The sequence below is a fragment of the Streptomyces sp. NPDC002698 genome, assembly GCF_042888945.1.
In the GTDB taxonomy this organism is placed as follows: Bacteria; Actinomycetota; Actinomycetes; order Streptomycetales; family Streptomycetaceae; genus Streptomyces.
In genome coordinates this window covers 177,025-192,599 of sequence record NZ_JBIAQM010000008.1, presented here as the reverse complement: position 1 = coordinate 192,599, position 15,575 = coordinate 177,025, and the positions used below count along the sequence as shown (strand labels likewise).

The 15,575-nt window shown below is 71.2% G+C and carries 12 protein-coding genes and 1 pseudogene; 5 read left to right on the top strand and 8 right to left on the bottom strand.

Annotated elements, in window-relative coordinates:
• Window positions 1-54: 54 nt before the first annotated feature.
• Entirely contained in the window at window positions 55-1,824 is a 1,770-nt protein-coding gene (locus ACFYW9_RS14825; RefSeq protein ID WP_389149377.1) for a fatty acyl-AMP ligase, read from the bottom strand.
• Between the two features lie 522 nt (window positions 1,825-2,346).
• Window positions 2,347-3,192 (bottom strand): hypothetical protein, encoded by an 846-nt coding sequence (locus ACFYW9_RS14820; protein WP_389149374.1) that lies wholly within the window; start codon window positions 3,190-3,192, stop codon window positions 2,347-2,349.
• Between the two features lie 581 nt (window positions 3,193-3,773).
• Between ACFYW9_RS14820 and ACFYW9_RS14815 the strand changes: the two genes are divergently transcribed.
• Window positions 3,774-4,364 carry a hypothetical protein gene (locus ACFYW9_RS14815; protein ID WP_389149371.1) on the top strand — a complete coding sequence of 197 codons (591 nt, stop codon included), beginning with the start codon at window positions 3,774-3,776 and terminating at the stop codon, window positions 4,362-4,364.
• A gap of 248 nt (window positions 4,365-4,612) precedes the next feature.
• On the top strand, window positions 4,613-5,143 hold the full coding sequence (cpt, locus tag ACFYW9_RS14810) for a chloramphenicol phosphotransferase CPT (protein ID WP_389149637.1): 531 nt from the start codon (window positions 4,613-4,615) through the stop codon (window positions 5,141-5,143).
• Between the two features lie 50 nt (window positions 5,144-5,193).
• Here cpt and ACFYW9_RS14805 read toward each other — a convergent pair.
• Window positions 5,194-5,435, bottom strand: a pseudogene (locus tag ACFYW9_RS14805) (IS630 family transposase); the annotation flags it as partial.
• 451 nt (window positions 5,436-5,886) lie between these two features.
• Between ACFYW9_RS14805 and ACFYW9_RS14800 the strand changes: the two are divergent.
• The 3 genes from ACFYW9_RS14800 to ACFYW9_RS14790 all read left to right on the top strand — a co-directional run bounded on the left by ACFYW9_RS14800 (window position 5,887) and on the right by ACFYW9_RS14790 (window position 9,551).
• Window positions 5,887-6,483 carry a dihydrofolate reductase family protein gene (locus tag ACFYW9_RS14800; protein WP_351863819.1) on the top strand — a complete coding sequence of 199 codons (597 nt, stop codon included), beginning with the start codon at window positions 5,887-5,889 and terminating at the stop codon, window positions 6,481-6,483.
• Between the two features lie 549 nt (window positions 6,484-7,032).
• On the top strand, window positions 7,033-8,535 hold the full coding sequence (locus tag ACFYW9_RS14795; RefSeq protein ID WP_389149367.1) for an FG-GAP repeat protein: 1,503 nt from the start codon (window positions 7,033-7,035) through the stop codon (window positions 8,533-8,535).
• Window positions 8,536-8,702: 167 nt separating this feature from the next.
• Window positions 8,703-9,551, top strand: a complete 849-nt coding sequence (locus ACFYW9_RS14790; protein WP_389149364.1) for a class I SAM-dependent methyltransferase — start codon at window positions 8,703-8,705, stop codon at window positions 9,549-9,551.
• Window positions 9,552-9,611: 60 nt separating this feature from the next.
• On the opposite strand, the gene ACFYW9_RS14785 is transcribed toward ACFYW9_RS14790, so the two are convergent.
• The 5 genes from ACFYW9_RS14785 to ACFYW9_RS14765 form a co-directional block, all read right to left on the bottom strand.
• Window positions 9,612-9,893: a hypothetical protein gene (locus tag ACFYW9_RS14785; protein WP_389149361.1), complete on the bottom strand. Its 282-nt coding sequence runs from the start codon at window positions 9,891-9,893 to the stop codon at window positions 9,612-9,614.
• A gap of 185 nt (window positions 9,894-10,078) precedes the next feature.
• Window positions 10,079-12,574, bottom strand: a complete 2,496-nt coding sequence (locus ACFYW9_RS14780) for an FtsX-like permease family protein (protein ID WP_389149358.1) — start codon at window positions 12,572-12,574, stop codon at window positions 10,079-10,081.
• On the bottom strand, window positions 12,571-13,386 hold the full coding sequence (locus ACFYW9_RS14775; protein ID WP_389149355.1) for an ABC transporter ATP-binding protein: 816 nt from the start codon (window positions 13,384-13,386) through the stop codon (window positions 12,571-12,573). The genes ACFYW9_RS14780 and ACFYW9_RS14775 overlap by 4 nt, the downstream gene beginning before the upstream one ends.
• Window positions 13,387-13,692: 306 nt before the next feature.
• The gene (locus ACFYW9_RS14770) at window positions 13,693-14,511 is read right to left on the bottom strand and encodes an SAM-dependent methyltransferase (RefSeq protein ID WP_389149352.1); all 819 of its coding nucleotides are present in this window, start codon (window positions 14,509-14,511) and stop codon (window positions 13,693-13,695) included.
• Between the two features lie 103 nt (window positions 14,512-14,614).
• On the bottom strand, window positions 14,615-15,451 hold the full coding sequence (locus ACFYW9_RS14765) for a hypothetical protein (protein WP_389149349.1): 837 nt from the start codon (window positions 15,449-15,451) through the stop codon (window positions 14,615-14,617).
• Window positions 15,452-15,575: the final 124 nt, after the last annotated feature.

Sequence of the window (15,575 nt, the reverse complement as noted above, 5' to 3'; positions counted from 1 at the left end):
CGAAGCGGCCGTTGATCCGCCGGCGGCGCGTGGGCGCACCGCCGGCGGACGCCGTCAACTCGTCTCGGGCCCGCCGACCAGGGAGAGCGTGCCGTCGAGATACGCCGCCCGGGACGCACGGCGCTGGATCTTCCCGCTGGACGTCTTGGGGATGGTGCCGGGGTGGACGAGCACGACGTCGCGTACCGGCAGGCCATGTGCCTCGCTGATCGCGCCGCGGATCAGATCGATGATCTTCTCGGACTCGCCCACCGCCTCCGGTGCCGTCTCGGCCACGACGACGGGTTGCTCGCCCTCTCCCCCGACGTCCACCGAGAAGGCGGCGGTGCAGCCGGGCCGCAGCGCCCAGTGGGACATCTCGGCGGACAGTTCCAGGTCCTGCGGGTAGTGGTTGCGTCCCTCGATGACGATCAGGTCCTTGAGACGACCGGTGACGAAGAGTTCGCCGTCCCGCAGGAACCCGAGGTCTCCGGTGCGCAGGAAGCGGCCCTCGCGCCCCGCGAGGCCGGCCCGGAAGGTCTGCCGGGTGGCGAGCGCGTTGCGCCAGTAGCCCTTGGCGACACTCGCGCCGGACACCCAGATCTCGCCGACCTCGCCCTCGGGCAGTTCTTCCTGCCGTTCGGGGTCGGCGATCACCACGGTGATGCCGGGGCCGGGCCGGCCGGAACCCACCGCCGCCGCGTCCACCGACCTGACCTCCGACGCGATGGCGCGCGCCCCGGTCCCGTCAGTGGAAGTGGCGGTGGTGGCGGCCGCGGCTGCGGTGGCCAGTGTGGGCGGGGCGTGCACCGAACCGCCCGTGACGATCAGCGTGGCCTCGGCCAGGCCGTAGCACGGATACAGTGCCTCGCGGCGGAACCCGGCCGAGCCGAAGGTCTCGGTGAACCGGCGCAGGGTCGCGGCCCGCACGGGTTCGGCGCCGTTGAAGGCGACCTTCCACCGGCTCAGGTCGAGGGTGTCGAGAAGCTCCGGTGTGGTGTGCTTCAGGCACAGCTCGTAGGCGAAGTTGGGACCGCCGCTGGTGTGCGGGCGGTACCGGCTGATGGCCGTCAGCCAGCGTTCGGGCCGTTGCAGGAAGTGCAGCGGGGAGAAGAGGGTGGCGGTCACGCCGAGGTAGGCCGCGTTCAGGACCGGGCCGATGAGGCCCATGTCGTGGTAGACGGGCAGCCAGCTGACGAAGAGTTCATGGTCGTACTCCTCGATCACGTCGGGTGTGTGGCCCATCCGCTCGGTGATGACCCGCTCGTTGTCCAGCAGATTGCCGTGGGTCACCATCACCCCGCGCGGGGCGGAGGTGGATCCGGAGGTGTACTGGAGGAAGGCGACGGAGTCGGCGGTGAGGTCGGGTTCACGCCAGGAACCGGCCGCCTCGTCGGGGATGTCCTCGGTGGCGACGCAGGTGATCCCGGCCAGTTCGGGCAGGTGTTCCGCCATGGTGGCGAGGGCCGCGATCACCTCGCGGCCGCCCAGGATCACCTGGGCGTCCGCGTCGGCGATCAGGCGCTTCATCCGGAGCAGGGCGCGGTGGTTCTGTGACCGCCCGTGCGGCGGCAGGCCCGGCACGGCGACGGCCCCGGCCGAAAGACAGCCGAGATAACCGCAGATGAACTCGATGCCGGGCGGATACAGCAGCATGACGCGGGAACCGGCAAGGCCGCGCTCCTGGAGCCAGGCGGCGATGGCCCGGGACCGCTCGGCGAGCCGCGCGTAGGAGATGTCCTGGATCTCTCCGTCGCAGTCGCCCGTGACGAGGTACCGGTAGGCGGTCCGGTCGGGTTGCCGGGAAGCGTGCAAAGTTAATAGATCGACCAGGGAACGAGCCATAGGACGAGTCTCACCTGTTCGGATGAGTGAGCGAGAAGACTGGAGTTCGAAGGCCGCGTCATGGGTACGCGCAGATACCGCGTCCGCCTGGCCCCCTTGCCAGAACGTCCGTCTCGGCCAATCCGCCCAGGCAGCGCCGGCGACATGCGCGCCGGCCTCCCGGGGCCCCCTACGGATTGCTACCAACGAGTAACACGATAGCAAGCTCGATCGACTCGACAGATGTAACCCCGGGTACTAAATGCGGAATTGGCCGTCCTGACGGTCGGTCACCACACATGAACCGAGCGAAGTGGCTGGTAAGCGGGGTGCACCGGGAAAACATGTGTGCCGCATCACGTCCTCCGAACAAGGTTCGAGCCACCCGGCCACCTCGTGACCCACCGCTGCCGCTGCCGCTGCCCCTGCCCCTGCCCCTGCCCCTACAGCTCCGCCCGCAGGGTCGACGCGGGTGGGCGTCGATGTCCTGCGGGCGGAACCTGCGAACTGCCTAGCGTTCGGGAGTGATCCCGGGTGTCCGCGTCAGGAGCGACGCGCGCGGCGGGACACGACGACCGCACCGGCTCCGGCGACGATCACCAGGGCCGCACCCGCCGCGATGGGCCCGAGCGGGCCGCTCGCACCGGTCTCGGCCAGCGGCGGCGTGCTGCCGCTGGGCGACGGCGACGGGGTGGCCGGCGGCGTCGACGTCAGCGGGGGCACGTCCGGCGTCGTGGAGGGCGTGCTGGACGGCTTGGGACCGGCGGGCTCCGTCGTCTTGTCGGCCGGCGGCTCGCTCTCCGCGGGGGTGGTGGGCGTGGCGGGGGTGGACTCCGACGGGGAGGGCGAGTCCGGTGTCGCGGGGGCGCACGGCTTCTCGCCGCCGTTCCAGGCGGCTATCAGGTGGTAAGGCGTGGCGATGTTGTCGGGCTGATAGGGCAGGGGGCCGTGACCCTCCCCGGTCTTCCCGTCGTACGAGACGTCGTCGCCGTACAGGTCGATCTGGCCGTAGCAGTCGGGCGCCCGCACCTCGAGCTTCTGCCAGGTCTGCTTCGCGTCGGCCGAGTCCGCGACGTCCGCGGCGGTGAGGTAGACGGTGGCCTTGTCGACCAGGGCCTGGTGACCGGAGACGAACCAGTTCGGCCCCTCGGTGGTGTATTCGGCGAGGGAGACGGGGTACTTGCAGCCGTCGCCGACGCTCTGGCCGGGGGCCAGCCGGACCTCCACCGTTCCGGGGACGGTGTCCCACTGGTGGAACCCGCCCTGGGAGGACCAGTCCGCGCCCACGGGCTTTCCGTCGGCGTCGACGATGCGGTACTGGACCGTGGCGGACTGGCAGTCGCCGGACGTCGTGGCGCTTGCGGCCCCTGCCCCGACGAGGGGAACCACGGCACCGGCGAAAGCCGTTGCCGCGAGGGCGGTGAGGAATCGTGTTTGTTGCGAACGCGACAAGATGAGCCTCTGTGAAGGTCAAGGATGTGGGAGGTGGCAGAGTGCGAGCGGGCGATACGGACGGATGCCATGAAGACATGACCGACGAAGACGTGGACGCCTGTGTCACTCACGTCGCTCGCGTCACTTCGCTCTCTTCAGACACAGCGAAGCGAGCCACATTCTTGTCGCCTTTCACAACTCCCGTCAATTCTGCACGGGTTGAGCACAGCCACCCTCTCGACGGGCGGCTCCCCCGTCGGCGACCGACAGTGCGAAGCCGACTCGGAGGACGGCCGAGCCGCCGTCTGCCGCACGGTGGAAGGCCGTACTGAGCACAGGCGGCCATGGGCGTGGCGGAAGTGCGGATCCCTACCCGGAGGCTGCGGGGCGGGAAGACCTCGAGCGCCCTGTCGGCGCCGCGTTCCGGCCGACCCCGGACCTCGGCGGCGGGCGGGTCACAGCTTGAGCACATGGATCTGGAGCGGGCGATGCACAGACGATGATGCCTCCCTCGGCTCGCACGACCAAGGGAAACCATGCGCACCCGAACCCCCACCGTGACCGTCGCCCTGCTGCTCACCGCCGTCACGGCCTGCACCGGCGGCGGCGCTCCCGCGGAGTCGACCACGAAGCCCGGCACGACAAGAGCCGCCGAGGAAAGCACCGCCGCGAAGCCGGACCCGAAGCCGGACCCGGACCCGAAGGCGCCCCGCGCGCTCGGCACACCGTTCTCCTTCACGACCGACGGATCGACGATGGCGATGACCGCGCTCCGGTACGAACAGGGCACGTTCCACCTCCGGCGTTCCGCCGACGAGGAGTTCGGGACGACCGGGTTCACTTGGGCCGCCGTCGAGATCAGGGCGTGCCTCAAGAACGGCTTCGCCGTGGTCACTCGCAACTCGTGGGTACTCGCGTACGCGGACGGAACGCGGATCAAGCCCAGCCGCGTGACGTACGACGACCTCCCGCGACCGGAGTACCCCCTCATGGGGACCGTGAAGGCGGGCTCGTGTGTGCGCGGGAAGACGGTGTTCGCGGTGCCGGCGAAGAAGCGGCCCGTGCGCGTGCTGTACACCTCGACGGCACCGGAGGCACCGGCGGAGTGGTCGGTGCCGAAGGCGTAGCCGACCCTCGCGTGTGCACACCGCTGCCACTCGTCGGGGGGTATCCCCGGACCGGAGCGGGCGAAAACACCGGGAGCGCCTTGGTGGGTGTCCGGCGATGGGCACGTCGTCGTATCTGCGCCCCGGTACGCCACGACCACAGGAGCTAGTGCTGTGACCGCATAGGTTCGCCGGGTTGCGGCAGGCGGTGCAGGGCTCGCGGAAATCCATTTCGACCGTTGCCCTGGCGCCTCTACTGTGGCGCGGTGATGACTCAGGTGATCGTTGTCAACGGTGGTTCCAGCTCGGGGAAATCCGGGATCGTTCGGTGTCTGCAGACAGTCCTGCCGGATCCATGGCTGGCTCTCGGGACAGACACGCTGGTTGAGGCGATGCCGGCGTCCATGCAGGCGTCGGATGGCGGGATCGAGTTCGTTCCGGATGGAACGGTGATCGTCGGTCCTGAGTTCCGAACACTGGAAGCGGCATGGATCGAGGGGGTCGCCGCGATGGCCCGTGCAGGCGCCCGGGTCATCGTCGATGAGGTCTTCCTCGGCGGAGCGTACTCACAGCAGCGATGGCAGAAAGCCCTGGGTGAACTGCAGGTGCTGTGGGTCGGCGTCAGGTGTGACGCGGCGGTGGCCGCAGGCCGTGAGGTTGCACGAGGCGATCGGACCATCGGGATGGCTGAATCCCAGGCGGAAGTGGTGCACCAGGGCGTGGCCTATGACCTGGAGGTGGACACCACACATGCGGAGGCGATGGAGTGCGCACGGACCATCTCCGCACACGTCAAGTGATCGACATGCCGCTGCGACGCCGGGACGAGTCATGCGGCGGTGGCGGTGTTTTTGCGGCGGCGGTTGACGCCCACAGTGTGTCGTCGCCGACGGAGTAGCAGCCGTGGAAATAGGTGACGCCGTGGGTGCGGCGGTAGGTCGCGGGCAGCCGGTCGGGCCTGCCCTGCTTCGCCCAGCAGGAGCCGGCGGTCGGCCGGATCCCGAGCGGGCCGAACTCGTCGAAGGCAAAGACCCGCTCCGGGAAGAGCTCCAGGACGTGCTCTATCCGGTCGAGCTTGACATCGCGTTCGGGGCAGCTTCTGCCCTTCTTGATCGGTCAGTCTGCGCACGCGTACAGGCTCCGCCACCGCACCTCCAGTGGTCTGAATGGACGTCCCAACCCATCCAACCGCCCCAACCAACCCGGCCAACCTTCCCGGTCAGAGCACTAGGCAGGCCTGCGCGCCTGGATTCGAAGGTGCGACCCGATCGAAACTGGACGGGAAGATCCCTGGAGGTGAGGTGACACATGCGCGCGATCGACGCCGCGCCGAACCCGACCCGTCCGACTGGCTGACTGACCATCAGCAGGTCCTGCGGTACTGCGGAGGGCACACAGCGCGAGCGGACGTTCACGAAATTCGGCGACACGGCACTCGCGTCGCCGGTCGAGTGCCATGATCACTCGGCGGCCCCACGCCTCGGCACGTCTTCCGGCGGCTCCGGGGCCGTCGTGACGACGTAACCACCGGAGGGAACCCGGCATGCGCAAACTCGTCCACTACATCGCCACCACTCTCGACGGCTTCATCGCGGGCCCGGACGGCGACGACCCCACCGGGCCGAACGGCTTCTGGCCCATACCGGCGGACTACATAGAGCATCTCGTGGCCGAATACCCGGAGACCTTGCCGGTCCAGGCCCGGCAGGCACTGTCCGTGACGGCGGAGGGCACGCACTTCGACACTGTTCTCGAAGGGCGACGCAGCTACGAGATCGGTCTTGCGGCCGGAATCACCGACGCCTACCCCCACCTGCGTCACCTGGTGTTCTCCCGGACCCTGGCCGAGAGCCCGGACCCGGCCGTCGAACTGGTCGCCGACGACCCGGTGGCGACCGTACGCGAACTCAAGCAGCAGGACGGCAAGGACATCTGGCTGCTCGGCGGCGCGGAGCTCGCCGGCTCCCTGTACACCGAGATCGACACCTTGATCCTGAAAATCGGCCCCCTGACCGTGGGCAACGGGATCCCGCTGTTCTCCCGCAAGGCCGCCTTCGACCCTTGCACCTGGACACTCGCGGACCACACCGTCCTCAAGAGCGGCGCGGTGTTCCTCACCTACACGCGCGTCGACGGCTGAGCGCGCCACGGGCCGACGGCGCTCGTGCGAGCCGGAGCGACGGAGCGCTCTGACGGCCGAGCAGGCCTCTGCCGTGGCGACGTACCACGGCAGAGGCCGGCCGCAAGGGAAGCGAGTACGGCAGGGACGCCCCTCACAGTCCGCGCGCGGCTCGACCGTCGGTTTCTCATGCCCCATGAGGAGGGGCTGGCCACGGTCGCGCGGGTCCAGCGCTACGGGCGAGTTCGGCGGCCCCGCGTCGGACGATCGTCCCGCGCTCCGAGTACAACCATGGGCGAACTTCGGGTGTCTTCTGGGTGAGCGGAAGAGGGCGTCGTTCTCACCGCGCTGTCGGACCAGGGGGCTTCGCATGACTCCATGCCGCGTCGCGGCGGGCACCACGTCGTTCCGAGCCTCTACGACCGTCAGCACCCACAGCGTTCTGTTCGGCGGTGTCGCCGGTGAACGGCCGACTGCGTACGTGTACCGCCCCCAGGCCCCGTCCGACCCCTCCGCCTCGGCCGAGCAGGACGCCGCGGGCAGTCCAGAAACTCAAGGAGGTTGGCTCCTGTGCGTCACATCACCCGCGCGGCCCTGACAGCCGCGGCAGTGTTCGCCCTCGGTGGCGGCGCGATGATCGCGGCCCCCGCGGCACAGGCCGTGGCACCCTTCCCGTCCATCGGCTGGCAGCAGCACAACTGCGACTTCGACGGCAACGGGTTCGACGACGTGCTGATCGGCGCCCCGGGCGCCACGGTGAGCGGTGCCAAGGCCGCGGGCTACGTCTCCGTGCAGTACAGCTCGTCGAGCGGTCTCAGCACCACCAAGAAGAGCGTCCTTCACCAGAACACCTCAGGCGTTCCGGGCGCCTCCGAGGCCGGCGACGGCTTCGGCAGCGCCGTGGCCTCCGGTGACCTGGACAACGACGGCTACGACGACGCGATCGTCGGCATCCCCGGCGAGGACCTGGCCGGACTGTCCGACGCGGGCGGTGCCGTCGTCTTCTGGGGCTCGCCGAGCGGGCTGCACGGGTCCGACAGCACCTGGCTGGAGGACACCGGCCGATCGCGGGCCGGCGCCAGGTTCGGTCTGGCCGTCGAAGCGGCCCGGTACTTCGCCCCGGATCCGGCAGAGCCCGACGCCAGCCCGCGCGACAGCATCGCCGTCCTGGAGAACGACACGCTGCTGTTCTTCACCTCCGCGCCAACGGCGACCGCCCGACAACTGAGGGCGGTGGACGCGGGAGTCCGTGCCCGGGACGTGAGCCCGCTGGAGACCGGCTTCGCCTTCCGGAGCCTCAGCCACGGCAATTACAACGAGGACTCCTGGGCCGACCTGGCGATCTCCGGTGTGACCACCGGCGACCGGCCCGGCATCGGTGCCACCCAGGTGCTCCACGGCGCGCCCGACGTCGATGCGCTGGGCGACGGCGGCGCGTTCGAGGGTGGTCCTTCGGTCGTCTCCAGCGACTTCAACCACGACGGCCAGGACGACCTGGCCATCGGCGACACGGGGGTCGGCTCACCCGTCGGCGGGTCCGTCTCCGTCTACCTGGGCAAGGGCGACCTCTCCGGCCTCGACCCGGCCCCGGCCCAGACGTGGACGCAGGACTCCCCCGGCGTCCCCGGCACGGCCGAGGCGGGCGACCGGTGGGGTGCCGAGCTGTCCTCCGGTGACACCGACGGCGACGGCCGCCCGGATCTCGCCATCGGGGCACCCGGGGAGGACGTGGGTTCCGTGTCCGACGCGGGTGCGGTCTGGACGCTGCGTGGCGCACCGGGCGGGCTGACGGCGACCGGGGTGCGCAGCTTCGACCAGAACTCCTCCGGTGTTCCCGGCGCGGCGGAGGCCTCGGACCGCTGGGGCGGCCAGGTGCGGTTGATCGACGCCAACGCCGACGGCCGCTTCGGTCTGCTGGCGGCGGCACCGGGGGAGAACACGGACGACGGCTTCGTGTGGGTCCTTCCCGCGTCGTCCTCGGGACTCACCGCCACGGATTCGTGGACCTATGACGGGGCGCGCCTCGGAGCGACAGCGGCCGACGCGCGGTTCGGCGCGGCGATCGACGAGTAGCGGAAATCCCGGGGAGGCCTGAGAGTTCGCCGGATTCGCGTCGGAACCCACCCTTCCTGTTCCGGCCTCACGGGCCGGTGCGAGGTGTGCACCGGCCCGTTGTCCGTGCGTGTTCCTGATCCCTGACGCTGCCGATCGGCCATGGGCCGGCGTCGGGGCGCGGGGTTATGGTCGTGGTCGCGGTGGTTCCGGGGAGAGGACGAGTGGTGCAGACGGCGTTCGACGAGTCCGAGCGGCGTACGTGGACGGGGCGGGCCGATGCCTATGCCGCGAGTTTCGCCAGGCTCTGCGCGTATGCGGTGCCTGTGCTCCTCGACGCGGCCGGGGTCGGGGAGGGGGTACGGGTCCTCGATGTAGGGGCGGGCACGGGTACCGCCACCGCGGTCGCGTGTGCGCGGGGAGCGAAGGTGACGGCGGTGGACGCCGAACCCGGCATGGTCGCCCGGGCCGCGTCGGCGGTTCCGGAAGCTGACGTGCGGCTTGCCGCCCTCCCCCGCCTGCCGTTCGCCGACGACGCGTTCGACGCCGTGGTCGGCAACTTCGTCCTCAATCATGTCGGACGGCCCCGGGATGCCCTGACGGAGTTGCGACGGGTGACACGGCCCGGCGGACGGATCGCCGTCACCGTCTGGGCGCTCCCCCCGGCCGCCGGACAGGCACTGTTGGGCAGAGCTGTCCGAGCGGCAGGTGTCACGCGGCCGGCTCACCTGCCGGTCCTCGCTCCCGAAGACGACTTCCTCCGTACGGAACAGGGCTTCGCCGCGCTGCTCGGTGAGGCGGGTCTGGCGGACGTCGTCTGCGACGCCTTGGCCTGGGACCATCGGACGACGGTCGAGGAGTGGTGGGGCGGAGCCGCCGCGGGAGTGGCGACGATCGGCCAGATCGTGACGAGTCAGGAGCCGGCGGTCATCGCCGCGATCAAAGACCACTTCGAGTCGTTGTGCGCGGAGTTCACGGGTCCGGGCGGTGTACTGAGTCTGCCGCACGCGGCGCTGATGGCGCACGGCCGGGCTTGACGTCGCCCGGCCCTCGTGAACGGCCCGCGTGAACGGGCCGCGCCCATGGGCCTCGACCGGTCAGGCTGCCCCGCCTCCGCTTTTCGGGCCCGACAGCCGGACCGTGCCGGCCACCGACGCCACGCAGCCCAGGACGAAGAACCACGCGCCCGAATCGAGGAAGGACAGGTCCCCCCGCCCTCCGAGGCCCAGAGCGACGTAGAAGGCGAGGAGCCCTCCGGCGAGTGCGGTCGCCAGGTAGTGCAGGCGCCGGACAGGACGGGGGACCGGGCCTGTCGGGAAGCGCCGAAGCCGGGTCAGCACGGCGACGCAACCGGTGATCGCGAGCACGGCTGTGAGCACGAACGGCCAGGTGCCGCCGAACGGCCAGTCGGACGTCCACCACGGCCACCAGTCGATGGTCAGCCGGGATCGTCGGCCAGTTCCGGCCGCATCACCTTGACCGCGACCAGCCGCCCGCTGGGCGAACAGCCCATATTAGACACCACCGGATCACCGGCGCCCGCACAGATCACCGTCCGCTGGTCTCAGGCCCGCCCGTCACGCAGTACGGCGCGAGCGGGGAGGCTGACGGCGAGCAGGCCGAGGCCCACGGCGGCCGCGGCGAACGCCCCGTACACCAGTGGGGGCACGTACGGGGACTCCCCCGTCAGGCCGCGCGTCATCGGGACGAGCGTGGCCGCGGCGATGGCCGTGCCCAGGACCACGCCCGCCACGGCCACCAGCAGACCCTCCCAGCGGAGCATCCGCATCACCTGGAGCCGGGTGGCGCCCACCAGGCGGAGCATGCCCAGTTCGCGGCGTCGGGCGAGGACGGTCATCACCAGCGTGTTGGCGGAAGCGACGGCCGCGAAGCCGCCGAGGACACCGGCCATCGTGTAGTTGGCCCAGGCGTTGAGCTCGCGCTCGGCGTCCTGCCCGACGGCGTAGCCGGAAGCGTCGGTGACCTCGCCGAGCGGAGCCAGGGCTCGGGCGTCGCCGCCCCGTACCAGCAGCGTGCTGTCGAAGCCCGACGTGACGTGGGCGGCCAGAGTGGCCCGGTCCATGGTCACCGTCGCGAGACCGAGGCCGCGGCCGTACACGGCGACGACCTCGGGACTGACCCTGGTGCCGTCCGGGAGGTGGAGCGGCAGCCTGTCGCCGATCTCGACCTTCGCCGACGTGGCGAGCGTCCTGCCGATGGCGATCCGGCCTCTTTCGACCCGTTCCAGGCTGCCGCTGAGCACGTCGAGGTCCTGCACCTTCGCGAGCTGCGCGCCGGAGCCGGAGATGCCTTGGGTCGCCGCGCCCTGGAGCCACCGGTCGCCTCCGGAGCCGACCGGCACGAGTACCTGTGTGTCGAGCAGGCCCACGGCCACGTCGACACCGGGCATCCGGGCGGCCCGGTCGACCGCGTCGGCGGGAAGTCCGGCCGGATCCGTGACCACGTGGTCCGCGGTGACTCCGGCGCGCACCTGCCGCGCGGCGACGTGGCTCTCGCTCGTGTGCATGAAGACGAGCGTCGAGGCGAAGGCCACGGCCAGCACGATGGGGGTGATCGCGGACGCCAGCCGACGGGCGTTCGTACGGGAGTTGGCGGCCGCGAGCGAGGCCGCGGCGCCGCCCTCGCGCAGCGCCAGTGAGAACAGCGTGGCACAGAGCCGCGCCACCGAAGGACCGAGGAGCGCGACGGCGAGCATGAAGAGCATGACGACGCCGAGAGCCGCGTTGGCGGCGTCGTCCCCCGCCGAACGGGCGGCGAGGCCGGTGAGGAACCCGCCCCCGGCGAGGGCGCCGACGCCCAGCCCGGTACGGATCACACCGGGCCGCAGCCGCTCCACCGACGCCTCGGTGAGCGCCTGTCCCGGCTTGATCTTCGCGGGCCTGCGGCCGGCGGCCCAGCCGGCCGCGAGCGCGGTCAGCAGTCCGACGCCGACGGCGACGACGAGCGGGATGAAGGACACGTGCAGGTTCACGGCCCGCGGGACGGCGCCACGGTCCTTCAGCTGCCCGAACCACCAGTGCGCGAGGCCGACCCCGGGCAGGCAGCCGGCCAGTCCCGCGGCGGGCGCGATGAGCAGCGCCTCGGCGGCGACCGCGCGGCGGATCTGCCGCGGGGTGGCCCCGATGGCGCGCAGCAGCGCGAATTCCCGGGCGCGCTGGGCGACGGACAGCGCGACCGTGCCGGCCGCCGTGAAGACGGCGACCACGGCGGCGATCCCGCCGAAGGAGCCTCCGAGACCGGTGAGCGTCTCCTTCGCGTACCCGAGACCGCGCTCCTCCACGGCGCCACGGTCCTCGCCGGTGTACACCTTCGCGCCGGCGTGGGCGAGCGCCCTCTTCACGTCGGCGGCAAGGGCGTGGGTGTCGACTCCGGTCCTCGCCAGTACGGCGATCGCGTCGGCCTTGCCCGGATGCCCGGCGAGGGCCGGGGCTTGCGTGTCGGCGAACCAGCCGGTGGCGTCCCTGGTCACGTCGCCGGGTCCGGCCTTCGCCAGCCCGGAGATCCGGAAGTCGGCACGCCCGGTGGCGGTTTCGAGCGCGACCGTGTCGCCGATGCCGGCCTTCGCGGTCCTGGCGGCCCGGGCGTCGAGCACGACCTCGCCGGTACGGGGCGCGGCCCCGGAGACGAGCGCCGCGCCGGTGAAGGCGTGCGATCCCCAGCCGTGCCCGGTCAGTGTGCCGTCGCCCTGGCGCACCGGGAACACGAAGTCCGGCACCGCCGCCCTCACGCCGGGCACGCGGGCCGCCTCGCGCGCCAGGGCGCCGTCCACGCGCGCCGTGTCCGGCAGCGGTGCCGGGGAGTCCGACCGGCTGTCGCCGCTGCCCGTGACCAGGTGGGCGTACTGGTCGGCCGCCACGACGACCGGCGCCCTCGCGTAGCGCTCGGCCGGCACCGAGGCACGGGCGCCCGTCTCCAGGAGGATTCCGCAGGCGGAGACGATCAGCGCCGACATCATCAGCGCGATGAACGTGCCTACGAACGAGGCGGGTTCGAAGCGCACGGCCGCGCGGGCGAGGCCGTTGGGGGCGAGGCTCCTCACGCCGCGGCCCTCGCCATCGCGCCCGTCCGGGAGGTCAGGGCGGCCATCCGCGCCGCGATCCGCTCCGGCGAACCACGGTCGAGGCCACCGGCGAAGACGCCGTCCGCGAGGAACAGCACGCGGTCGGCCCAGGCGGCCGCGGCGGGGTCGTGGGTGACCATGACGACGGTGGCGCCGAGGGTGTCCACGGCGTGCCGGAGCAGGCCGAGGACCTCGGCGGCCGTGGTGGAGTCCAGGGCGCCGGTGGGCTCGTCGGCGAAGATCACGTCTGGGCCGGCGACCAGCGCGCGGGCGATGGCGACGCGCTGCTGCTGGCCGCCGGAGAGCTCGCCGGGCCGACGCCCGGCCTTGTCGGCGAGCCCGACCTGCGCCAGCACCTGGGCGGCGCGGCGGCGGTCCCGGCGCTGTCCGGCCAGACGCATCGGGAGCAGCACGTTCTCCTCGACGGTGAGGGACGGCAGCAGGTTGAAAGCCTGGAAGACGAAGCCGAGGCGGCTGCGGCGCAGTTCGGTGAGCCGGTTCTCACGCATACCGGTGATCTCCGTACCGCCGAGGCGCACCGACCCGGCGGACGGCCGGTCGAGGCCGGCGGCGCACTGGAGGAACGTGGACTTGCCGGAGCCGGACGGGCCCATGACGGCGGTGAAGGTACCGCGGGACAGCACGAGATCGATGCCGCCGAGGGCGTGCACCGCGCCCTTGCCGCGGCCGTACTGCCGCCGGACGCCGCGCAGTTCGACGGCGAGACCGGACGTGTCCTGAGGATCCGGCCGGTCGTCCGTCTTCCGGCGCCTGTTCCCGCGCAGCCTCAATGTCCCGCCCTCTCACGATCTTCGCGTAGCGATACCTCGAAGCTACGGATCGCGGTCACGGCGGACCATGGCGGCTGCCGGCGGATCGGGGGTGGGGTTAACCCGAGACCGGGTGACGACGCGGCTGCCGCCGGGCACCTCGACGTCGGACCTCGGACCTCGGACCTCGGACCTCGGACCTCGGACCGACAGGGCGTACCCCGTCCCGCCGGAGCGGCCGACGGGCGGGACCGCGGGGGGCACGGCTCGCGGGCCGCTTCGCCGCAGGGGCCCTCCTCGCCGTAGAGGCCCACTTCCTGACCGGGATCAGGCCTTGCGGGCCATCCCGGCGGCGATCAGGTGTTCCCAGACGGTGAGTTCCCGCTCCCCGCCGTCGCCCCACGGCTCGCCGACCGCCGCGGGGCGCCACAGGGAGGCGGGGACGACTCCCGGCTCGAGGATCTGCAGACCGTCCAGCAGGGAGGCGATCTCCTCGTCGGTGCGCCAGCGGCCGCGGCCGAACGTCTGCTGGAGGACCTTCTCCGCCTCGGCCGTCTCCGGGTTGTTGCCGGAACGGAAGTGGCTGACGAAGAAGTAGCTTCCGGAGGGCACGCGGTCGCGCCAGTACCGGACGATCGCGGCAGGGTCCTCCTCGTCGTTGACGTGGTGGAGGATGGCACTGAACACGACGGCGACCGGGCGTTCGAAGTCGATCATTTCCCGGGTCTCGGGGTGGTCGTAGACGGCCTCGGGGTCACGGACATCGGCCTCGATGACCCGGGTCCGGTCGTTCTCCTCCAGCAAGGCACGCCCATGGACGAGCACTTGAGGGTCGATGTCGACGTACACCACGCGGGACTCCGGGGTATGGCGTTGCGCGACCTGGTGCACGTTGTCGGCGGTCGGCAGACCACTGCCCAGATCGATGAACTGGGTTATGTCGGTGGTCGTAGCAATCTCCGCGACCGCCCGGGTCAACGCGGAGCGGTTGGCGAAGGCGATCGCCACCGAGCCGGGAAGGTCGCGTTTGAACACGTCGCCGATCTCCCGGTCCACGGCGTAGTTGTCCTTGCCGCCCAGCAGATAGTCGTAAACACGCGCGATACTGGGCTTGGTCGCGTCGATCGAGGTGCCTTCGCTCGTCATGACGACCATCCTCCCCCGCGCGCGATCCCGCCGCCCAGCACTTCGGACGATCGAACCGGCCGCGGGGGTGTCCCCCACGGGGTCCGGCACCTTGTGCTTCTCTTCAGCCCGGGTACGAGATCGAGCCCAGCGGCGGACAGGGGCTGAGCGCGGTGCCGACGCCGGGGCGTTCGACGAAGGCCCGTGCCGCGGCGGCTTGTCGGCGCTGGGATTCCAGCTCGTCGGCCCGCCGGGCATCGCGCCTGGCGCGCGAGTGGTCCCACGAGTCGTCGATGACGCTCAGGCCGATGTTGCCGGAGCTGCGCTGGATGTCCGAGTCCGTGGCGGCCTGTTGGAGCGAGGTCTGGGCCGCGGCGAGATCGATGCGGGTGATCAGGACGCCGGCGGTGTTCGGTGTGCGGGTCGGGAGGGGAGCCTGGGGCAACAGCGACACCCCGACGTCGCGGCGGCCGATGTTGTCGATGCTCGTCCTCTGGGCGTCTCGTGACATGACCCGCATCTCCTGGTGCAGCCAGAAGAACTCGTCGAGGTCGGCAGGTGTGACGCGCATCCGCTGGTACACGGCACGGAAGTGGGGATCGTTGTGCAGCGGTCGCAGAGCGGGCATGTGGAGCGCCACGCAGTCGTTGTAGCCCGCTGTCACCGCCACGTCGAGGTGGGAGAGCGCCTGCCCTGTCTGTCGCCGCGCGACGGCCAGGCCGGCGAGCCCGGCGTTGCCCGCGGCGACGAGCCAGGTGCCGTCGGGGCCGAGCGCCGTGGCGCGCGCGACGACGTCATGGAAGCCCGCGGTGACGTCGACCTGCTGGGGGACACCGAGGAACGTACGCGCGAGCGAGGAGAGGACGCTCTGTCCCGGAACCACCGCGGCGGCAGCGTTGGCCATGTTCGCCACCAGCAGTTCGTGAACACGTGCGGCCAGTGAGTTGACCGTGTCGACCATGGATTTCCTCGGATCTCGGTGCTGAACAGTGCCTGCGCGGAATTCTTTCCGGGGGACGATCCGGGAAGATCAAAACGGCCGAATCCGGGATCCCGCAGGCCGCCCGGTGGTAGGCCGCCGAGGC